Annotated in this window: 16 protein-coding genes; 10 read left to right on the forward strand and 6 right to left on the reverse strand. The window is 59.9% G+C overall.

Annotation, left to right across the window (positions count from 1 at the left end; all coding sequences use genetic code 11):
• Positions 1 to 7: 7 nt before the first annotated feature.
• From H096_RS00110 to H096_RS00120, 3 genes are all read left to right on the forward strand, one after another.
• The gene (locus tag H096_RS00110; protein WP_033896179.1) at positions 8 to 904 is read left to right on the forward strand and encodes a LysR family transcriptional regulator; all 897 of its coding nucleotides are present in this window, start codon (positions 8 to 10) and stop codon (positions 902 to 904) included.
• A gap of 103 nt (positions 905 to 1,007) precedes the next feature.
• Positions 1,008 to 1,901, forward strand: coding sequence for an NAD-dependent epimerase/dehydratase family protein (locus H096_RS00115; protein ID WP_033896180.1), 894 nt, complete (start codon positions 1,008 to 1,010; stop codon positions 1,899 to 1,901).
• A 170-nt stretch (positions 1,902 to 2,071) separates the two neighbouring features.
• Positions 2,072 to 3,517: a SulP family inorganic anion transporter gene (locus H096_RS00120; protein WP_033896181.1), complete on the forward strand. Its 1,446-nt coding sequence runs from the start codon at positions 2,072 to 2,074 to the stop codon at positions 3,515 to 3,517.
• Positions 3,518 to 3,521: 4 nt separating this feature from the next.
• Here H096_RS00120 and H096_RS00125 read toward each other — a convergent pair whose 3' ends face one another.
• Positions 3,522 to 3,902 (reverse strand): lysozyme inhibitor LprI family protein, encoded by a 381-nt coding sequence (locus tag H096_RS00125; RefSeq protein WP_016976197.1) that lies wholly within the window; start codon positions 3,900 to 3,902, stop codon positions 3,522 to 3,524.
• Between the two features lie 248 nt (positions 3,903 to 4,150).
• Here H096_RS00125 and H096_RS00130 point away from each other — a divergent pair, with 248 nt between their 5' ends.
• Genes H096_RS00130 through H096_RS00145 form a run of 4 tightly spaced genes read left to right on the forward strand, consistent with a single transcriptional unit; the run spans position 4,151 to position 8,237 of the window.
• Entirely contained in the window at positions 4,151 to 5,500 is a 1,350-nt protein-coding gene (locus tag H096_RS00130; protein ID WP_156717459.1) for a gluconate:H+ symporter, read from the forward strand.
• 13 nt (positions 5,501 to 5,513) lie between these two features.
• The gene (locus H096_RS00135) at positions 5,514 to 6,374 is read left to right on the forward strand and encodes a MurR/RpiR family transcriptional regulator (RefSeq protein ID WP_033896183.1); all 861 of its coding nucleotides are present in this window, start codon (positions 5,514 to 5,516) and stop codon (positions 6,372 to 6,374) included.
• A gap of 1 nt (position 6,375) precedes the next feature.
• Positions 6,376 to 7,839 (forward strand): D-aminoacylase, encoded by a 1,464-nt coding sequence (locus H096_RS00140; RefSeq protein ID WP_033896184.1) that lies wholly within the window; start codon positions 6,376 to 6,378, stop codon positions 7,837 to 7,839.
• A 29-nt stretch (positions 7,840 to 7,868) separates the two neighbouring features.
• Entirely contained in the window at positions 7,869 to 8,237 is a 369-nt protein-coding gene (locus H096_RS00145; RefSeq protein ID WP_033896185.1) for a glyoxalase superfamily protein, read from the forward strand.
• A 639-nt stretch (positions 8,238 to 8,876) separates the two neighbouring features.
• Here the strand turns inward: H096_RS00145 and H096_RS00150 are convergent.
• The gene (locus H096_RS00150) at positions 8,877 to 10,796 is read right to left on the reverse strand and encodes a methyl-accepting chemotaxis protein (RefSeq protein WP_033896186.1); all 1,920 of its coding nucleotides are present in this window, start codon (positions 10,794 to 10,796) and stop codon (positions 8,877 to 8,879) included.
• 170 nt (positions 10,797 to 10,966) lie between these two features.
• The gene (locus H096_RS00155; protein WP_051421930.1) at positions 10,967 to 16,681 is read right to left on the reverse strand and encodes a membrane-targeted effector domain-containing toxin; all 5,715 of its coding nucleotides are present in this window, start codon (positions 16,679 to 16,681) and stop codon (positions 10,967 to 10,969) included.
• Positions 16,682 to 16,878: 197 nt separating this feature from the next.
• Between H096_RS00155 and H096_RS00160 the strand changes: the two genes are divergently transcribed.
• Positions 16,879 to 17,496 (forward strand): FKBP-type peptidyl-prolyl cis-trans isomerase, encoded by a 618-nt coding sequence (locus H096_RS00160; protein ID WP_017531131.1) that lies wholly within the window; start codon positions 16,879 to 16,881, stop codon positions 17,494 to 17,496.
• A gap of 60 nt (positions 17,497 to 17,556) precedes the next feature.
• Here the strand turns inward: H096_RS00160 and H096_RS00165 are convergent, their stop codons facing one another.
• The 3 genes from H096_RS00165 to H096_RS00175 form a co-directional block, all read right to left on the reverse strand.
• A complete protein-coding gene (locus tag H096_RS00165) occupies positions 17,557 to 17,814 on the reverse strand; it encodes a hypothetical protein (protein ID WP_003194088.1) in 258 nt (85 codons plus the stop codon).
• Positions 17,815 to 17,975: 161 nt separating this feature from the next.
• The gene (locus tag H096_RS00170; protein WP_008022504.1) at positions 17,976 to 18,317 is read right to left on the reverse strand and encodes a zinc ribbon domain-containing protein YjdM; all 342 of its coding nucleotides are present in this window, start codon (positions 18,315 to 18,317) and stop codon (positions 17,976 to 17,978) included.
• A gap of 116 nt (positions 18,318 to 18,433) precedes the next feature.
• Positions 18,434 to 19,402, reverse strand: a complete 969-nt coding sequence (locus H096_RS00175; RefSeq protein ID WP_028617908.1) for a polyprenyl synthetase family protein — start codon at positions 19,400 to 19,402, stop codon at positions 18,434 to 18,436.
• A 239-nt stretch (positions 19,403 to 19,641) separates the two neighbouring features.
• Between H096_RS00175 and rplU the strand changes: the two genes are divergently transcribed.
• Positions 19,642 to 19,956: a 50S ribosomal protein L21 gene (gene rplU, locus H096_RS00180; protein ID WP_007950961.1), complete on the forward strand. Its 315-nt coding sequence runs from the start codon at positions 19,642 to 19,644 to the stop codon at positions 19,954 to 19,956.
• A 34-nt stretch (positions 19,957 to 19,990) separates the two neighbouring features.
• On the forward strand, positions 19,991 to 20,248 hold the full coding sequence (gene rpmA / locus H096_RS00185; protein WP_003176049.1) for a 50S ribosomal protein L27: 258 nt from the start codon (positions 19,991 to 19,993) through the stop codon (positions 20,246 to 20,248).
• The last annotated feature ends 103 nt before the right edge of the window (positions 20,249 to 20,351 follow it).

Genomic DNA, 20,351 nt, shown 5'->3' on the forward strand with positions numbered 1-20,351 from the left:
AGCGCCTGTGAAAGCCCGATCCGATGAGCTACAGATCTTCGTCAGCGTGATTGAATGCGGTTCGATTTCCGCTGCCGCAGAACAAGTCGGGCAAACGCCCTCGGCGGTCAGCCGCACCTTGTCGCGGCTGGAAGCCAAGCTCGACACCACGCTGATCAACCGCACCACGCGGCGCATGGACCTGACCGAGGAGGGCAAGTACTTCTTCGAACAGGCCAAAGTGATCCTGGCGCAGATGGATGAGCTGGAGGAACGCCTGTCGTCACGCCAGAAGAAACCGGCGGGGCGCCTGCGCATCAATGCGGCGGTGCCCTTTATGCTGCATGGGATCGTGCCGTACATTGCGGAGTTTCGCAGTCTTTACCCGGATATCCAGCTGGAGCTGAACAGCGATGACCTGATCATCGACCTGCTGGAGCAGAGTACCGACATCGCCATCCGCATCGGTGTGTTGGCCGACTCCACTCTGCACGCACGTGCGCTCGGCTGTACGCCGCTGCATATTCTCGCTAGCCCCGACTACCTCAAGCAATACGGCACGCCGACCACGGTTGCCGAATTGGCGGACCACACCTTGCTGGGGTTCACCCATACTGAAACCCTCAACCACTGGCCGCTGCGCCATGTGGAGGGCGACCGCTGGTTGATCCAGCCCGGCGTGGCCGCGTCCAGTGGTGAAACCGTGCGTCATTTGGCGCTGGAAGGGCAGGGCATCTGCTGCCTGTCGAACTTCATGACCATCGACGACATCGAAGCCGGACGCCTGGTGCCAGTCTTGGAAGCGTTCAACAGCGGTTATCGCCAGCCGATCCACGCGGTGTTCTACCGTAACTCGCAGCTGGCCTTGCGCATCCAGTGTTTCCTCGACTTCATGCAGGCCAAGCTGGCGCGGTATGCCTGCTGATTCGTGACCTTCGCGCAAGAGTGAATTGGGCAATAGGGGCTTATTCGTCAGGGATCGGCCCTTGATACTGGTCCTATCACTTACCCAGTCAGGAGCAGTCTCCATGAACGTATTCGTTACCGGCGCAGCAGGTTTTATCGGGGGTTCCATCGCAACCGGCCTGGTCAAGGCTGGTCACAGTGTCACCGGCCTGGTGCGCAGCGCCGAGCAGGCGGCCGAGATGACCGCATTGGGTATTACCCCAGTGATCGGCACCCTGGATGACGCCGCTGTATTGACCGAGCAAGCGCAAAAGGCCGATGCGGTGATCAATGCCGCGAGCAGCGACCATCGCGCTGCCGTGGAAACCCTGCTGGCAGCCTTGAAGGGCTCGAACAAGCCATTCCTGCACACCAGCGGTTCAAGCATTGTCGGTGATGCGTCGGGCGGCAAGTCCAGCGATGTCATCTACTTTGAAGACAACCTGCCGGAGCCGACCGTCGACAAGGCGGCACGCGTTGCCATCGACAACCTGATCCTGGCGGCGGCCAACGACGGCGTGAACTCGGCGGTGATCTGCAACACGCTGATCTACGGTCACAGCCTGGGTGTGAAGCGCGACAGCGTGCAATTGCCGCGTTTGCTCAAGCAGGCGCGCAAGAGTGGGGTAGTGCGCCATGTGGGCAGCGGGCAGAACATCTGGTCCAACGTGCACATCGAAGACGTGGTGGCGCTGTACCTGCTGGCACTGACCCAGAACGTACCGGGCACCTTCTACTTCGTGGAAAGCAGCGAAGCGGCGTTTATCGACATGACCACCGCCATTGCTGAAGCCCTGAACCTGGGCAAACCGCAGGATTGGCCATTGGCCGACGCCGAAGCCGAGTGGGGCTATGAAATGGCCAACTATGGCCTGGGCTCCAACAGCCGGGTGCGGGGCAAGCATGCCCGTGAACTGCTGGGCTGGGCGCCGAAGCGGACTTCGGTGGTGGAGTGGATTCGCAACGAGATGGTGTAAGTCTCCCTGTGGCGAGAGGGCTTGTTGTGGCGAGCCCGCTCGCCACAATCACAGATACAGCCACAACCGTAACCACAACCACAGGGTGTAGCTCGCCTTAAAAATCTGGTTCTGCCCCGGTCAATTCCGTACCATTCCCCGCCTTATCCCCCGCATTACCCTGGTACCTCATGAACCTCACCCGTCTGCGCGCCGATGCCCTGGCCGGCCTCACCACGTCGTTTGCGTTGCTGCCCGAATGCATCGCCTTTGCCCTGGTGGCCCACCTCAACCCGCTGATGGGGCTCTATGGCGCCTTTATCATCTGCACACTGACCGCATTGTTTGGCGGCCGCCCCGGCATGGTGTCCGGTGCGGCGGGCTCGATGGCGGTGGTGATCGTGGCGCTGGTGGTGCAACACGGCGTGGAATACCTGCTGGCGACGGTATTGCTCGGCGGGTTGATCATGGTCGCCTTCGGCCTGCTGCGCCTGGGCAAGCTGGTGCGCATGGTGCCGCATCCGGTAATGCTGGGGTTCGTCAACGGCCTGGCGATCATTATCGCCCTGGCGCAGTTGGAGCATTTCAAGAGCGGTGAACACTGGCTCAGCGGCACGCCGCTCTACGTGATGATCGGCCTGGTGCTGGTGACCATGGCCATCGTCTACCTGCTGCCGCGCATCACCCGCGCGGTGCCACCTGCATTGGTGGCGATCCTCGGCGTGGGCCTGGCGGTGTACCTGCTGGGCTTGCCGACTCGGACCTTGGGCGACATGGCCCACATCGCTGGTGGCCTCCCCAGCTTTGCCCTGCCGCAGATCCCCTGGACCCTGGAAACCCTCGGCATCATCGCGCCCTATGCGTTCCTGATGGCCATGGTCGGCCTGCTGGAAACCCTGCTGACCCTCAACCTCACCGATGAAATCACCGAAACCCGTGGCTACCCGGACCGCGAAAGCGTGGCCCTTGGCGCGGCGAATATGGTCTCGGGCCTGTTCGGCGGCATGGGCGGCTGCGCGATGATCGGGCAAACCGTGATCAACCTCAGCTCGGGCGGGCGCGGGCGTTTTTCCGGAGTGTTTGCCGGGGTCATGATCCTGCTGTTCATCCTGTTCCTGTCGCCGTTTATCGAGCGGATCCCGCTGGCGGCGCTGGTGGGTGTGATGTTCGTGGTGTCCCAGCAGACCTTCGCCTGGGCCTCCTTGCGGGTGATCAACAAGGTGCCGCTCAATGACGTGCTGGTGATTATCGCGGTGACGGTGATCACTGTGTTCACCGACCTGGCCACGGCCGTGCTGTGCGGGATCGTGATTGCGGCGCTGAACTTCGCCTGGCAACAGGCGCGCGAGCTGTATGCCGATGAACACCTGGAGGCCGATGGCAGCAAGCTCTATCGCTTGCATGGCACCTTGTTCTTTGCCTCGACCACGCCGTTCCTCAACCAGTTCGACCCGGCCAACGACCCGGCCCAGGTGACGCTGGATTGCCGTCACCTGAGCTTTGTCGACTATTCCGCCATTGCGGCGCTGATGACCCTGCGTGAGCGTTACACCAAGGCCGGCAAGCACCTGCGGGTGCTGCATTTGTCGGAGCGCTGCAAGAAGCTGCTCAAGCGCGCCCGGGTCCATCATGAGTAAGTGATCACGGCCCGACCAGGTCTTCCAACTCCTGGGCGCGGGTCTGGGTCATGTCCAGCAGGCAAGCGGAGCCGTTGACCTGGTCGATGGTGCCACCGGTCGCGGAGCCGGCGAAGCCGCAATTGGCATCACGGTATTTTATCCACAGGCGCTGCACGTCTTGCAGTTGCTGCTTGCGCGCACCTTCCTGGGCGGCGAGGGCAGTCTTGTAGGCCTTGTTCAGGCGCGTGTCCTGCACCTTGGCTTCCTTGGCGTTGCAATTGACCATGTCCGCGGTCGTGTTGGCGCTGTCCATGCATTTTTTCAACGCCGCGTTATCGGCGGCCGACGCAGTGCCGCACAGGGCAAGAAACAAAGCGCTGACGGCGAGGGAGGTGCGAATCATGTTCGATTTTCCTGGGCATGAGGGGAGGCGCATTCTATGACTCGATGGCGGCGTTTGAGTTTCCAGCATCTTCTGATCTTCATGTAAGAACACCCCTCGAATTTTCATGGGCGACCGTTGGGCATATCCCAACGCGACAGCGCTTATCTGTGGGCGAAAATTACTTTCATAAAAATTGAAAATACTCCTCGGTAATGATTTATGAGTTTCACAACCAATTCGACGTGACCCTTTCCGAGGAGTACCGCATGGCCGCATCACCGGGCTTCGGGCTATTGGCATACGCTGCCATCGCCATCATTGCTTTGATCGTGCTGATTGCACGTTACCGGCTCAACCCGTTTATCGTCATCACCCTGGTGTCCATTGGCCTGGCGCTGATGGCCGGGATGCCGGCGGACACCATTATGGGCTCGTATGAAGCGGGCGTCGGCAAGACCTTGGGGCATATCGCCCTGGTGGTAGCGCTGGGCACCATGCTCGGCAAGATGATGGCCGAGTCCGGCGGTGCCGAGCAGGTGGCGCGCACGTTGATCAACCGTTTTGGCGAGCGTAACGCGCACTGGGCCATGGTGTGCATCGCCTTCCTGGTGGGGCTGCCGCTGTTTTTCGAGGTCGGTTTTGTGCTGCTGGTGCCGATTGCCTTTACCGTGGCGCGGCGTGTGGGCGTATCGATCCTGATGGTCGGTTTGCCGATGGTCGCTGGCCTGTCGGTGGTGCATGCGCTGGTGCCGCCGCACCCGGCGGCGATGATGGCCGTGCTGGCGTACAACGCGTCGGTGGGGCAGACCGTGCTCTACGCGATTCTGATCGGTATCCCCACGGCAATCATCGCCGGTCCCGTCTACGCCAAATTCATCGTGCCGCGTATTCATTTGCCGGCAGAAAACCCGCTGGAACGCCAATTCATCGAGCGCGAGCCGCGCACCCGCTTGCCGAGTTTTGCGCTGACCATGGGCACCATCCTGTTGCCGGTGGTGCTGATGATGATCGGCGGTTGGGCCAATGTGATTTCCACGCCGGGCACCGGTTTCAATCAGTTCCTGTTGTTTATCGGCAACTCGGTGATCGCGCTGTTGGTGGCGACCTTGGTGAGCTTCTGGACCTTGGGGATCGCTCAAGGCTTCAACCGCGAATCGATCCTCAAGTTCACCAATGAGTGCCTGGCGCCGACCGCGAGCATCACTTTGTTGGTGGGCGCGGGCGGCGGTTTGAATCGCATCTTGGTGGACGCGGGGGTGACCAACGAAATTCTCGGTCTGGCCCATGCTTTCCATCTGTCGCCGTTGGTGATGGGCTGGCTGTTTGCGGCGTTGATGCGTATTGCTACGGGCTCGGCCACCGTCGCTATGACCACCGCGTCCGGCGTGGTGGCGCCGGTTGCGATGGGGCTGGGTTATCCACACCCCGAATTGCTGGTGCTGGCCACCGGCGCGGGTTCGGTGATCTTTTCCCACGTGAACGACGGCGGCTTCTGGCTGATCAAGGAATACTTCAATATGACGGTGATCCAGACCTTCAAGACTTGGACCGTGCTGGAGACTCTGATATCGGTGGTCGCCTTCGGTCTCACCTATGGTCTGTCCTGTATCTTGTAACCCGGAGCCCCCCATGGACATCCTCTACCAGATCCGCGCCCGCCAGGACTCCTTCAGCGCCGGCGAAGGCCGTATCGCCAAGCTGATGCTCGATGACGTGGGCTTTGCCGCGTCGGCCAGCCTGGAGGCGTTGTCCCAACGGGCCGAGGTGAGCACGGCCACCTTGTCACGCTTTGCACGCAGCGTAGGGTGTCGGGATCTGCGGGATTTGCGCCTGCAATTGGCCCAGGCCAGTGGCGTCGGCAGCCGCTTCCTCGACCCTGCGGGGTTGCCGGAGCAGTCGGCGTTTCATCGGCAGATCCTGGGGGATATCGAGGGGACCTTGCGTCAGCACTTGTCGGGGTTCAACCAGGCGAGTTTCGTCGATGCGGTCAACCTGCTGGGCAAGGCGCGAATGATCCATGCGTTCGGCATGGGCGGCCCGTCGAGCCTGTGCAGCGATGAGTTGCAGGTGCGTCTGGTGCGCCTGGGTTATCCGATTGCCGCTTGCCACGACCCGGTGATGATGCGCGTCACGGCGGCGACGCTGGGGCCCGAGCATGCGCTGATTGTGTGCTCCCTGACCGGCCTCACCCCTGAGTTGCTCGACGTGGTGACGCTGGCACGTAACTACGACGCGCGCATCGTCGCCATCACCCTGGCGGATTCGCCCTTGGCGCAGTTGGCCGATGTGCTGCTACCACTGCAACCGGCCGAAACCAGTTTTATCTACAAGCCCACCGCGGCGCGCTACGGCATGCTGCTGGCCATCGACCTGCTCGCCACCGAGCTGGCCTTGGCCCTGCCGGACGACAACCAGGAACGCCTGCGCCGGATCAAGCTGGCCCTGGACGATTATCGCGGCGGCCCCGACAGCCTGCCGCTTGGAGACTGATATGAAGTACGACACATTGATCCGCCAGGCGCTGATCATTGATGGCAGCAACACCCCAGGTTATGTGGCCGATGTGGGGCTGCGCGACGGGCGCATCGAGACGATCGGTGATTTGTCGGCGGCGATGGCCGAGCATGAAATCGATGCGAGCGGACGCGTGTTGGCGCCGGGTTTTATCGACGTGCACACCCACGATGACACCGTGGTGATCCGCCAGCCGCAGATGCTGCCCAAGCTCAGCCAGGGTGTGACCACGGTGATTGTCGGCAACTGTGGTATCAGCGCGTCGCCGGTGACGTTGCGCAGTGATCCGCCGGACCCGATGAACCTGTTGGGCAGCGCTTCGGCGTTTGTTTATCCGCGTTTCAGCGACTATCGAGCGGCGGTCGAAGAGGCTCATCCGGCGGTTAACGTCGCCGCACTGATCGGCCATACTGCGTTGCGCAGCAACCATATGGACGACCTGCACCGCACCGCTTCAGTGGATGAAATCGCCGCCATGCGCGTGCAGCTGCAAGAGAGCCTCGAAGCCGGTGCCCTCGGCTTATCCACAGGCCTGGCCTACGCCAGTGCGTTCAACGCCGAGACCGATGAGGTGTTGCAACTGAGTGAAGAGCTCACCGCGTTCGGTGCGGTGTACACCACCCATTTGCGCAGCGAGTTCGAACCGGTGCTGGAGGCGATGGACGAGGCGTTCCTGATCGGCCGGCATGCCAAGGCGCCGGTGATCATTTCCCACCTTAAATGTGCCGGTGCCGGTAACTGGGGGCGTAGCCCGCAGCTGTTGGCGTCGCTGGAACTGGCGGCTAAAACCCATCCCGTGGGGTGTGATTGCTATCCGTATGCGGCGAGTTCTTCGACCCTGGACCTCAAGCAGGTGACCGACGCGTTTCGGATCACCATCACCTGGTCGACGCCGCATCCCGAAGTGGGCGGGCGTGATTTGCAGGATATTGCCGCTGAGTGGGACGTTGCGTTGATCGACGCAGCCCGTCGGCTACAACCGGCAGGGGCGGTGTACTACGGGATGGATGAAGAGGATGTACGACGGATCCTGGCGCATCCATTGTCGATGGTCGGGTCGGACGGGTTGCCGGAGGATCCGTTTCCGCATCCGCGCTTGTGGGGGGCGTTTCCACGGGTGTTGGGGCACTTCAGCCGGGATGTGGGGTTGTTCCCACTGCACACCGCCGTGCACAAGATGACGGGGTTGTCGGCGGCGCGGTTTGGTTTGGCTGAACGCGGTGAAATCCGTGAAGGGCACTGGGCCGACCTGGTGTTGTTCGACCCGTTGCGCGTGCGCGATGTGGCTGATTTCAAGGCGCCGCAGCGCGCGGCGGAAGGCATTGATGGGGTGTGGGTCAACGGCGTGTTGAGCTACAGCGACGGGCAGGCGAACGGTCAGCGGCCGGGTCGGTTCCTGGCGCGCAGTGGGGATTTGCGTCGGGGTTTTTCGTCTCTATAGTGGTCGCTCAATTAAACGGAGCGGTTGCCATGCACTTAGGAAAAGTCATCCCCATCCTGCGGATTTTCGACGAGGCCAAGGCGTTGGAATTCTACGTCGATTTTTTGGGGTTCAAGGTGGATTGGCAGCATCGTTTCGAGGCGAATTTTCCGCTGTATTTGCAGGTTTCGCTGGGCGAGTGTGTGTTGCATCTGACCGAGCATCATGGTGACGCATCGCCGGGCGCGGCGGTGCGGATTCAGGCGCAGGGTGTGGACGCTTACCAGCAGCAGTTGCTGGGCAAGGATTATCGGTACGCCAAGCCAGGGGTTGAGGAAATGCCGTGGGGCTCGCGGGAGATGAGCATCAAGGATCCGTTTGGGAATCGGGTGGTGTTTGTTGAGGAAGGCGAGGGTTGAGAGGTAAATCGCAGGCAATAAAAAACCGCCTTAGTAGGGCGGTTTTTTTTGCAAACCCAGTTAGTGGCTGGGGGTGCGATCTCAAAGATGCGTTGACCCGCAGGCGGATACTACCGCCAGCCAATTTATCGCGCAAGGTTAGGCGATGGTCGGCACTGATGATCTTGAGCATTTCATTTTGTCGATTTCCGCTGCAAAAGTTTGCAATAGATCTTCGAAACAAATACCGGGTGTTTAACCACTGTCTGTCACACCTTCTTGGCGGATTTTGGTTAGGCTTCACCCCGTTCTGCGTTGGTTGCTTTTAGGTGAGCCGGGTACGCGCGCGCGAATTTTTGGACTGATCGCCACGGGCTAGTAATCCGTGCCGGATTCATGCGAGATGCCCACTAGCCCGGCCGCCTCAAAGATGCGATGACCCGCGTCCAAAGGCTCACATGTTCCGGTAAGTGCGCTGGAGGTAAGGCCCAACCTAGGGAGGGCCGAGTATGTCTAAGTTTGCACGACGTACGTGGAACCTCGTAGTGAACTGCCTGCGTGCTTATCACGTCTGGAAGTTCCTGCGGGACAGCTTCGATGACCGCTAAGGTCTGAGAAGTGGAGCCGCCCCGGTTTAGGCTGAGGCGGCTTTTTGGTTTCTTACACCCGGAAATGGCTGACCATCTGCTGCAACTGGCTACCCAACCGTGCCAGTTCAACACTCGACTTGGCGGTCTCGTCACTTGCCGTAGCGGTCTGCTCCGACACATCCCGCACATTCACAATGCTGCGGCTGATTTCTTCAGCCACGGCGCTCTGCTGCTCGGCGGCGGCGGCGATCTGCTGGTTCATCGACTGGATATTCGACACCGTACGGGTGATGTTCTCCAGTGACACACCGGCCTTGCGCGTCAGTTCGACACTGCTGTCAGTGAGGCTGCGGCTGTTGTTCATCACGTTGGCCACTTGCTGGGTGCCGTTCTGCAAGCCGGCGACCAGGCCTTCGATTTCCTCGGTGGATTTCTGTGTGCGCTGGGCCAGGCCGCGCACTTCGTCGGCGACCACGGCAAACCCACGGCCGGCTTCACCCGCCCGTGCGGCTTCGATCGCCGCGTTGAGGGCCAGCAGGTTGGTCTGTTCCGCGACGGCCTTGATCACGTCCATCACGCTGCCGATCTTGTTGCTCTCTTGTTGCAGGTGGGTCATGGCGTCGGTGGAACGTGCCACTTCAGCGGCCAGACGCTCGATCTGGGCGATGGCCTCGGCCACCACTTTGTCGCCTGCGCGGGCTTGGCCGTCGGCATCGGCCGCAGCCAGGGAAGCCTGCTCGGCGTTGCGCGCCACTTCCTGCACGGTGGCAGTCATTTCGTGCATCGCCGTGGCGACCTGATCGGTCTCGATCTTCTGGCTGTTGACGCCGGCGCTGGTCTGCTCGGTCACGGCCGACAGTTCTTCAGCGGCGCTGGCGATCTGGGTCACGCCGTCGCGAATACCGCTGATCAATTCACGCAAGGTCGTGCCCATGCGCTGGATGCCTTGTTGCAGCACGCCCAGCTCATCGCGGCGAGTGACCTGGATGTTGTGGCTCAGATCGCCGGAGGCAATGCGCTCCACCACGGCCAGGGTTTCCTGGATTGGGCGAGTGATCTGGCGCGTGATGACCCATGCTGCGATCACGCCCACCAGCAGCGCCAGCAAGGTGCTGATCAATTGCAGGCTGCGGGCCTGGGCGCTTTCGGCGTCGCGGCGGGTCAGCTGGATGTCGTACAGTTTGTCGCTGATCGTGACGATATCAGCGCCTTGGGTGGTCATTTCGGCACGGGCGGTGACGATGTTGGCGTTGGCGGACTTGTAGTTCTGCACGGCGCTGCGATAGGCACCCAAGGCGGTTTCCAATGCGGTCAGCGCGCTTTGCTGGCTGGCGCCGAAGGCGGCGCTGAGGTCTTTCAAACCGGCGATGGCTTTTTCAATCTGTGCGGCTGCGCGGGCTTCAGTTTCCGGGCTGACGTTGCCGGTGTAGCCACGCACTTCGTAGCGAGCCAACTGAAATTGCATCTTGGCGTCGGCCACCGCCTGGAACTGAGCCAGGTGCTCCGAACTGTCAGGCATTTGCTTCACGCTGGTTTCCAATGCGTTGATCTGTGCATTGGCGATATCCGCCTTGTCGCCCATCACCTGGCGAGAGGCGTTGCCGTTGCGGTAGGCCTCGCGCATTTTGTTCAGTGACTGTTGGTAAGCGGTGATGATGGATTTCTGCTCGTTGAGCAGCTTGAGGTTTTCCGGGCTCTTGAAGCTGTCGAGCAATTTCTGTTGCTGGGCAGCGAAGGCGTCCAGGTTGGTCTGTACATTCTGGGCCACGGCTTCGTCGCCATTGGCCAGCATGTACTGCAGGCGCACGATACGCAGTTTGGTCAACGAAGCATTGAGCTGAGTGATATCGCTCATCCAGTTGCTGCGGTCGATCAGGCCGCCCAGGCTGGTCCAGCCGGTCAGTGCCAGGATCGAGGTAAGGACCAGCACCAGGCCGAAGCCCAGGCCCAGTTTGAGATTGACGCTGATGTTGCCGAACCAGCTATTCATCGAATGCTCCGCAAAGTTGATGTCTGTCTGCTGGACGGTGTTGTTGTTTGAGCCAGCCAAAGTGTGTAGGTGGGTATCGGCGGCGAGACGTGAATCTGAAATGGTTTTTCAATGGGCCGATGAAAGGTGAACCCCGCCCGATTGCCGGGCGAGGTTAAACGTTGCACGTGTCAGGTTATTTGTCGCAGTCCCGCGCCTTGAGGAGGGTCGGCCTTGAGTGTTTCGATCAGTGCCGATAAATCATAAAAGCGCTGATTTTTTAGCGCGCTCCAGTATTCGATGAAGTACTGGCCTTTGCCGTTGATCTGAAACGGGGTTGTGACGATTTGGCCGCTGCGTGAGCGGTGAACCAGGTTGACGTCGAATTCGCTCGGATACTCGATGAAGAACTGCCCAGGTTCAGTGAGCCTGGTGCGGTCTGGCAGTGTTGGGGTGCGAGTCGCAGGGGCTTTGAGGTTGCCCACGTCAATCCTGAAGTCACTGCGTAAGGCGACGATTGAGCGCGTGTCCGTTACGTGGCCCCAGCCGCCGCCGCGTAGCCGTTTTGCGCGCTGGGGAGTCGTATCGTACACATGCAGACTGATCGCATCCTGCAACTCGACGAGGCCCGGTACACCCTTGTGCATATCGGTGTGGGCGGTGCCCACAAAGGCCACCCATTTGTGGGCGCCCTTCGCGAGTTGGTCAGCCTTGATCACTTCATTAGCGAAGTAGCTGAACAGTTCGAGCCTGCCGACTTTGCCAGTGAGGCCTTTGACGTGATAGCTGGCACTGCAGTCCAGTGCACGCACGCGGATCCCAAACTTATGCGCCGTTTTGACTATGTTCGTGTAGGTGTAATCGCCGCCGTACATTGGCATACGGTCGCTATCGAGTAACTCCAGGTAGTTTTTCAGGGCCTTCGGCATTTTCGAGGTGCGGTGATAAATATCCAAGGCCTCTTGATGCAAGTCGGTGAGCAAGTGCTCTATGTAGAGTGTTTTGACGCCTTGCTTTTTCAGCAGCTCCATGTGCTCGTTCAATAGTTGTTTGGCAGATCTCTGGATGTGACTTTCGCCAATCACCAGGCCGAGTTTCTGTCGATATACCTGCTCAAAAAATGCCTGTTCGCTTTGCGTAGAAATCGTCGTCAGTGGCGTGCGTGGGGTCGCTGGGTAGTGGCTGAAAGCGTTTTCAGCAGTACTGGCCAACTCGCTGCGTACGCTTCTGAATCTGGCCAAGGCCCCGGATTCGGGCGAGGTGGGGTCCATGAATATGTAACCCGTGTCCAGCCCATGAGGAGCCGCTTGCATCTGCTCAATGAGCGGTCGAATGTCGTGCGGCAGGTCGAACTGGGCGAAATGAGTCACGGCAGCAGACGGTGGCGAAACGGTTCCCGAGGTGCTGGGTGTCGGGACGTCAATCGGCATCGACAAGACGTAGTCACCTTTGGATAGACCCCGCGCATTCGTATCGGGCACCACGCCAGTGGGCGTTGTGGACGGTACATCCGTAATCCGCAGGGCCAGGGCATATTCCAGGTCCGCCAGCCCTACGACGCGTGCATAGGTGCCCAGCCGCTCCGACGCCACCAACGCAACCCAACCTTCGCCTGGGTTGTTGCTCAGGTTGTGCTCAATGATGGTGTGTGAGTAGAAATTACGTAGCCTGTTACTGCGCGGTGAGAAATAGGTGCCGGCGCGCCGGCTTGGCGCGTGATCCAGATGGTAGGACACGGCACCATCCAGGCCATCTATCTGCACATTGAGCCGCTGGGTTTCATCCAGCAATTTGCTGTAGTTGAAGGGGGCGCCCGACAGGTTCAGAACCTTGTCGGCTTCGGCCAGTTGCTGCTTTATCTGCTGCAGGGCACGGGCTTTGTTGCCTGTGACCTGGTTATTGAGGATTCTCAGCTTGTTATAAAACAGGTCTCGGGGCAGGTACTCGATGTACACGCGTTTGAGCCCTTGTTCGACCAGCGTGGACAGTTGTTCGATCAACAGTTGCAGGCTGGTGGCCGGGTTCTTGCCGGAGCCGATGAGCAAACGGTTATCGCGGGCGAACAAGGTATTGACGATATTGCTGTGCGTGGCATCGGGGGCCAGTACTGGTACGGGGTCTTTGAGCGTGGTGGGAGGGCGTGGGGCCTGGAAGAAGGTCTCGGCGCGCTGGGTCACACTCTTAACCTTCTGGGCGTAGGCGCTGCGCAGTACGGAAGTACCGACAATGGACGCTTCTTGGAATAGGTCGTCAGGATCAGTCGCCGAGACTTTGTATTCCGGGCTGATCATGTGGCGAAAGTCTGTGGCGTGCTTTCCCGTCAGGTCAAAGTCTTCCAGCGGGCTGGTCTGCTCGTTTACCAGCGCTTCGTATTTCTTTCCGCCGTGGCGTGCGGTCGGGCGTACCCATTGTCCGCTAGGGTTCCGTTCTACCTGGCGAGCGGTCGAATGGAGCTGGCCGGTGTCCTCATCAAGGCGGTACAACACATAGCGGCCCTCGGAGGTTGGCGTTTTCGATACCCATAGCTTGCGCCCTTCGAACAGCACAGGTTGCATGCCTTCTGGCGTGAGCGCGTCGAGTTGCCCGATCAAGGCGCTTTGCGTCGCTTGCGGGCCGGGTTTTATGACCGGGCGCAAGGCGCGCAGCGATTTCAACGCGTCTTTTACAACAGGCCGAACATCAAACAACACCGAGCCACCAACATTGGCCAGGTAACCGATGTAGTGGTCCAGGGCTGCGCCCTTATCATTTTGGTAGTAGGCATTCAGGGCGAGCATGGCGTCCTTGAACGCGAGCAACCCGCCGAGGGCCAGGCTGAGCACGGGAAAAGGCATCGTGGCGATAGCCGCTACCCATTCGATGCAGGTCCACAGAATGCCGGTGATCATTTGCGCGCGATTGACGGTGGTGCCGTGCACGTCATCGATCTTGCGTTGCAGGCTCATGTTGTAGAACTCATGGCGCAAGTCGCTGAGGGGCGAGATCTGGGCGATCCCATCGTGCCGGGGCGGGCTGGGTGTGCTGCGATTGATATCGTGCGGCAGGCCGTTTTTGGCGTTTTGCAGAAACAGCCCGATGCGTGCCATTGATGGCTTTGGCACCCGCGCACACCAGTAGGTGGGCATGCCCTCGACTTTTTTGAGCAGGTAATTGAACAGCCGTGCTTCGCGAAAGGCAATGCCGTCCGGTGCGTCGGGGGTGTAAAGCAGCACCGGGTTATCCGCGTGGCTGAACAGGTAATTGCCGATCACCCAATCGCCATTGATAACCAGCCGATGCACCTTATAGGTGTTGCGCTCGCTAGTGACGGTACTTGCCAGGCTGTCGATGGCCTGTTCAAGCCATGTCAGATCGATGCTGGCGATATGCCCTTGGAGTCGCGATTCGAGTGCGGCGTTTTTCATTTGCAGTTGCTGGATCGCCAACACCGCGTCGCGGCGCTCGGCGTAGCCCGCGCTACTGCTGCTTTGCAAGCGTCGGCGCACTTCATCAGTGTAACGTTGACCAATCCACACACCGGTCACCGAGCGTGCAACGTTCTGCGCGGTCAGCGGGCTGATGTCCACGCCGGGCGGGCCACGAAAGGTGGCGGACCTTGAAAATTTCTCGTCGAGAAAGCCGATGCCGTCGTCGTACCCGTCACGGAACAGCGTGGTGTAGGAGACAGGCTCATCCCCGGCGCCGAGCAAAGGTTTGGGGGCGTAGGCGAAAACGGTGTCTGGGTCGATGTCGTTTTGACGACGGCCCAGCAGAGTGTTCAGGCTGAGCTTGGCCTTTTCATACAGGTAGCTGTCGAAGCTCGGGAAATTGGCTTCCGAGTCCGGCCGTGCGTTGTAGGTGCGCAACGCGCCCGTCGCGTCGTCTCCCAGCTTGGTCAGGCGCGTGTGATCCGCTGCCGATGCGGCGCGATACCAGGCGGGAGTGGCCAGCTCATAGTCGTCCTGTAGCTGTGTCAGCCGGTGCGCGGCCATGGCGTCCAGGCAATCGGCGTGGCTGCAGGGTTTACCAAACGTTACTTCCTGGTGTTCCAAGGCGTCAGGCCGGAAGCCGATCCCCTGAATAACCTTGCTCATGGCGGGGCGAAAGCGCAGGGGCACTTGCTCCAACACGTAGTCGGTCATCCCGCGCCCTTTGATCTGCGCCTTGTCATCCAGCCAGCCGAGAATATGGGTCTGGCATTCGAGCAGGCTGTCGAACCCACGGAACTGCTGTGCGCGAGGCGCGTCGGGTGTGCACAGCAACAAGCGTTTTACCTGCCCATTGGTGTCATCTTCGCGCAGCAGCCACAGGTCTTTGAGTTGCGCGCCGTGGAACAGCACGGTTTGAGCGCAGAGTTGTGGGCGTGGGTGTTCTCGCAGTTGTTCAAACAGCTGGAAATCCGCTGAGCTGAGGTGGCCTTGCAGTTTGGCGAGGTAAGCCATGCTCACCAGGCGCTGATCGAAAAAAGTGCGCACGGCCTGTCTGATTGCCGCCGAGCCCAACACGGCTTTCTGGACGTTGGCAAAGTCCAGGCGTGGTTGCAGGCCTTGCAGTGGGAGGATCAGGTCTTGCACGGTGACGTAGGCATGGGCCTCGCCAAGTGGGGCGCCGGCATAACTCAGGGTGCTGTGTTCGAGGAAGTCTGAACCTGCGATCGCATCACCTGGGTGCAGGCCACGCAGGGTCAGTTCCATCAGGGAGCGTTGTTGGACGTAGGTGCCGACTTTGGGGACTGTGCGTCGAGTGGTGATCTGCAGTTGCTCGGGGGCCAGGTCGTGGACGTCCCACTGGCTCGCCAGGTATTCCGCCCACTGGTGCCGGGCCAGGGCGTGGGGCGTCGAGGCCGGGCCGAACAGGTCCAGGAATGTCTGGCGCGCTTGGTTGTAACTGCGCAGATGTTGGTCGAGCGTGCTGCGTTGGTCGTTGCCTAAGCTGCGGTACCAGTCGGGCAACGTGTTGAACAGGTCGCGCTCAAGCAGCAGTTGGGCCCTGAAGTCCAGGCGCATGTTCAACTCTGGCAGTGCGGCCTTGATGGCATGGTCGAGGTGTGCCTTGAGCTGAGCTGCGTTGAGCTGGCCGTCTGCTGCAAGGTTCAGGGCGTAGCCGATATCGTTTGCGCGTTTGTCGAGTACGGCTTGATACGCGTGTTCAAACAGCGGCTCGTCTTCGATGGGCTGCAAGCCCAGAGGGAAAATGCCGATCGCGTCGAGGTGCTGATAGCGCACGGGCAGATGACGGTTCAACTCTGCAAGCCCTGCGCCCGTCGCCATCACTGATTGCAAACCTTGGTTGAGGTCAATGAGGGAGTCGAAGGCCTCCAGGCCGCGATGCGGGGTGAATAACAACACGGGGCCTGGATGGGCAGCGCTCAAGCTGTCGACGACAGGACTGGCTTGACGGGTGAGCACGAACGCGCCGGCGAACGCCACTGTCTGGTCCTGATAGTCGAAGGTCAGTGCATACATACCTGGGCGAAAGGTCGGCCCGCGTGAGCAGTCTTCGAGCATGATCTGATCGGCAGGGGACAACAGATAGTCGCTGACGTTGAGGCGGGTCTCCTGTTCCAGGGCGCTGATGCCAGCGGTGAAGGTCATGAAGGTTTTACGGCTCTGGCCATCGACGGTGCTGGTTTCATCAAGGCGCTGAAGCTGTTGCACCAGCCGGGTTTTCAATGTGGCCAACCGTTGTTGACCGCCAGCCTGGCTGAGATCGGAGTGTTCCAGGTCTGCGTAAAGCCGTTGCGCCTGCTGCTCATAGGCGGTGTTTACGCGCTTGAGCGTGGCATTGGTGGTTTCCAGGGCACTTCGCTCAGCCGGCAAGGTGACAGGGCGTTTGCTGTGCGTGCGAAGTGTGGGGTCAATTTCCAGCAGGTGGCTGTGAATTTGCTGCAGCGTGGGTGATCGGTGACGGTTGTTCGGCGTACTCATTGCACGGCCCCAAGGTGATGAATGGAATCATCAGCATGGCGAGGGGCTGCGGGTGTCCGGCTGTAGATAGGTATACAGGGGCGCTCATCAAGGCCGGGTGTTGTGTGCTAGTCTGCTGGCCCTTTTAGTTTTGGATGACCAGGAAAGCGCGGCCTACGTGCGGCTTTTTGTGTGTCGTCCTACAGCGGAGCACCTTCATGTCCGAAGTTAATCTGTCCACCGACGAAACCCGCGTCAGCTACGGCATTGGCCGTCAACTGGGCGACCAACTGCGCGACAACCCACCACCGGGCGTGAGCCTGGACGCGATCCTGGCTGGCCTGACCGACGCGTTCGCCGGCAAGCCAAGCCGTGTGGACCAAGAGCAAATGGCCGCCAGCTTCAAAGTGATCCGTGAAGTCATGCAAGCCGAAGCGGCTGCCAAGGCTGAAGCGGCTGCTGGCGCTGGCCTGGCCTTCCTGGCTGAAAACGCCAAGCGCGATGGCATCACCACCCTGGCTTCCGGCCTGCAATTCGAAGTGCTGACCGCAGGTGACGGCGCCAAGCCGACCCGTGAAGACCAGGTACGCACTCACTACCACGGCACCCTGATTGACGGCACTGTGTTCGACAGCTCCTACGAGCGCGGCCAGCCTGCAGAATTCCCGGTAGGCGGCGTGATCGCCGGCTGGACCGAAGCTCTGCAACTGATGAATGCCGGCAGCAAATGGCGCCTGTATGTGCCGAGCGAACTGGCTTACGGCGCTCAAGGCGTTGGCAGCATCCCGCCGCACAGCGTTCTGGTGTTTGACGTCGAGCTGCTCGACGTTCTGTAAGACCTGCTGATTACCTGTGGGAACGAGCCTGCTCGCTCCCACAGTGTTTTACTGGTTTTTTCATGGATGGAACTTGCCATTCAGCTCAGTCGCTGGGCGCAACGCTCGGGCATAGCAGAACAGAAACAGATTGCGCACCACTTCCTTCAGCACGCCGGGTTCGCTCGAACTCAGCCCGTTGACGTCCAGGTCGCCCTGGTCCTGTAGTTCATTCAGCGCTTCTTCTTCCAGTACCGCACAGACTTCACCGGTTTCCCGATGCAGGATCCGCAGGTAAGGGTGTGGTCGGTCCAGCCAGGCGTCTATCAAATAAGTCATGGGTCTCATCTCCTTGATGGGTTTCAATGAGAATAATTCTTATTCGTAGAATAGCAAGTGCCTATTGGCGGTTTCTGGGTTTTTCTGTGTGGATATTGCGCGGGATCAAACAAGAGGGCGAAACGCCATCCCGCGGCAGGCGCGGGATGGAGGCAGCCTATTCAGACTTTGCGCACGAACTCGGACTTGAGCTTCATCGGGCCGATACCGTCGATCTTGCAGTCGATATCGTGGTCGCCGTCGCACAGGCGGATGTTCTTGACCTTGGTGCCGACCTTGACCACCAGGGACGTGCCCTTGACCTTGAGGTCCTTGATCACGGTGATGGTGTCGCCGTCCTGCAGCACATTGCCGACGGAGTCTTTTTTCACGGCGTCATCGCTGGCCGCTTCGGCCTCGCCATTGGCGGACCACTCATGGGCGCATTCCGGGCAGATCAGCTGGGCGCCGTCTTCGTAGGTGTATTCGGAATTGCATTTCGGGCAGGGTGGCAACGTGCTCACTAAGGCTCCTTGAGAGTCAGGATGGCTAAAGGGCGCACATTATATAGGGTTTTGCGGTCTTACAGGTTGTATGAAATCTAAATGTGGGAGGGGGGCCTCCCACATAGGCCCGCGTTTTAGTGCGTACGCGCAACCGCGAACTCACTCAGCTCGACCAGGGCGTCGCGGTATTCGCTGGCGGGAAGGGCTTGCAGGCATTGGATGGCACGGGCCACGTAGTCACGCGCCAGTTGCGCGGTGTACTCCAGCGAACCCGAGGCTTCCACGGCGGCGCGGATGGCCTCCAGGTCTTCGATCCCGCCTTTCTGGATCGCCTTGCGCACCAGGGCGGCCTGTTCCGGCGTGCCTTCGCGCATGGTGTAGATCAGCGGCAGGGTTGGCTTGCCTTCAGCCAAGTCATCACCGACGTTCTTGCCCAGGGTTTCAGCGTCGCCCTTGTAGTCGAGCAGGTCGTCGACCAGTTGGAACGCGACGCCCAGGTGATCACCAAAGGTGCGCAAGGCCTCGGCCTGCTCGGCCGTTGCGCCGCACAGTGCAGCGGCGCTATGGGTGGAGGCTTCGAAGAGCATCGCGGTTTTGCCGCGGATCACTTCCATGTAGGTTTCTTCGGTGGTGCTGGCGTCACGGACCTTCGACAGTTGCAACACTTCGCCTTCGGCGATGATGCGGGTGGCCTGTGAAAGAATCTTCATCACCGGCATCGAGCCGAGTTCAACCATCATTTCGAACGAGCGCGAGTACAGGAAGTCGCCCACCAGCACGCTTGGGGCATTGCCCCACATGGCGTTGGCGGTCTCGCGGCCACGGCGCATGCCGGACATGTCGACCACGTCGTCATGCAGTAGGGTCGCGGTGTGCAGGAATTCGATCGTGGCGGCCAGCAGGCGCAGGTCATCGCCTTCGCGACCCAGAGCCTTGCCGCACAGCAGCACTAATAAAGGACGCAGGCGCTTACCGCCCGCCGACGTAATATAGTCGCCAATTTTGGAGACCAGCGGCACTTTAGACGTCAGCTGCTGCTTGATGATGCCGTCGACGGCGCTAAAATCGTCCGCGACCGCGCGGTAGAAAGCTTGGGGTTGCATCAGCGACAGTCGCTCCAGAAGGGTTGCGCGGCATGCTAGGACCCAGGCCCCCCAGTGTCAAGGCGCGATAGACGGCCCCTTGCAACACCCATTTACCTTGCGTACAATCGCGCACCCTGAACTTCCTGGGCAGCACCTGCCTTACGCAATTGCATTAGGGACGTCCATCCCATGCAGCCATGCCAGCCAATACCTCTTCTTATAAAGCGCTGGGTGAGCAGGATTATCGGAGAAATACCATGTCGTACGCAGTAATTGTTACTGGTGGCAAGCAATACAAAGTCGCCCCAGGTGAATACCTGAAGATCGAAAAACTGGAAGTCGCTACCGGCGAATCCGTTACTTTTGATCGCGTTCTGTTGGTCGCCAATGGCGATGACGTGAACATCGGCGCTCCAGTTGTTGCTGGCGCTACCGTTGTGGCTGAAGTGATCTCCCAAGGTCGTCACGATAAAGTCCGCATCATCAAGTTCCGTCGTCGTAAGCACCACATGAAGCGTATGGGCCACCGCCAGTGGTACACCGAGATCAAAATCACCGGTATTCAGGCTTAATTTCAGCCTAATTCCTCACTAGGAGAATTGACTCATGGCACACAAAAAAGCTGGTGGTAGTACCCGTAACGGTCGCGACTCAGAAGCCAAACGCCTTGGCGTGAAGATGTATGGCGGCCAGAAAATCATTCCGGGCAACATCATCGTGCGTCAGCGCGGCACCCAATTCCACGCCGGTTACGGTGTAGGCATGGGTAAAGATCACACCCTCTTCGCGAAAATCGAAGGCGTGATCAAGTTTGAAGTAAAAGGCGCGTTCAACCGCCGTTACGTGAGCGTTGTCGCAGCTTAATTGCGAGATCGCTGGAAAAGCCCTGTCTTGCGACGGGGCTTTTTCGTTTGTGGGGTGAGTCTCTTGCAAAGCTGTTTGTAATGGGCTCAGGCGCTGGTTTTGC

Origin of the sequence: Pseudomonas sp. FH1, from assembly GCF_000510895.2 — a bacterium.
GTDB lineage: Bacteria > Pseudomonadota > Gammaproteobacteria > Pseudomonadales > Pseudomonadaceae > Aquipseudomonas > Aquipseudomonas azotoformans_A.

What these genes read in the sequence shown, in the direction of transcription:
- H096_RS00115 (WP_033896180.1), top strand. Translation starts at nt 1,008, where the DNA reads ATGAACGTATTCGTTACCGGCGCAGCAGGTTTTATCGGGGGTTCCATC.
- H096_RS00120 (WP_033896181.1), top strand. Translation starts at nt 2,072, where the DNA reads ATGAACCTCACCCGTCTGCGCGCCGATGCCCTGGCCGGCCTCACCACG.
- H096_RS00125 (WP_016976197.1), bottom strand. Translation starts at nt 3,902, where the DNA reads ATGATTCGCACCTCCCTCGCCGTCAGCGCTTTGTTTCTTGCCCTGTGC.
- H096_RS00130 (WP_156717459.1), top strand. Translation starts at nt 4,151, where the DNA reads ATGGCCGCATCACCGGGCTTCGGGCTATTGGCATACGCTGCCATCGCC.
- H096_RS00135 (WP_033896183.1), top strand. Translation starts at nt 5,514, where the DNA reads ATGGACATCCTCTACCAGATCCGCGCCCGCCAGGACTCCTTCAGCGCC.
- H096_RS00140 (WP_033896184.1), top strand. Translation starts at nt 6,376, where the DNA reads ATGAAGTACGACACATTGATCCGCCAGGCGCTGATCATTGATGGCAGC.
- H096_RS00145 (WP_033896185.1), top strand. Translation starts at nt 7,869, where the DNA reads ATGCACTTAGGAAAAGTCATCCCCATCCTGCGGATTTTCGACGAGGCC.
- H096_RS00150 (WP_033896186.1), bottom strand. Translation starts at nt 10,796, where the DNA reads ATGAATAGCTGGTTCGGCAACATCAGCGTCAATCTCAAACTGGGCCTG.
- H096_RS00155 (WP_051421930.1), bottom strand. Translation starts at nt 16,681, where the DNA reads ATGAGTACGCCGAACAACCGTCACCGATCACCCACGCTGCAGCAAATT.
- H096_RS00160 (WP_017531131.1), top strand. Translation starts at nt 16,879, where the DNA reads ATGTCCGAAGTTAATCTGTCCACCGACGAAACCCGCGTCAGCTACGGC.
- H096_RS00165 (WP_003194088.1), bottom strand. Translation starts at nt 17,814, where the DNA reads ATGACTTATTTGATAGACGCCTGGCTGGACCGACCACACCCTTACCTG.
- H096_RS00175 (WP_028617908.1), bottom strand. Translation starts at nt 19,402, where the DNA reads ATGCAACCCCAAGCTTTCTACCGCGCGGTCGCGGACGATTTTAGCGCC.
- rplU (WP_007950961.1), top strand. Translation starts at nt 19,642, where the DNA reads ATGTCGTACGCAGTAATTGTTACTGGTGGCAAGCAATACAAAGTCGCC.
- rpmA (WP_003176049.1), top strand. Translation starts at nt 19,991, where the DNA reads ATGGCACACAAAAAAGCTGGTGGTAGTACCCGTAACGGTCGCGACTCA.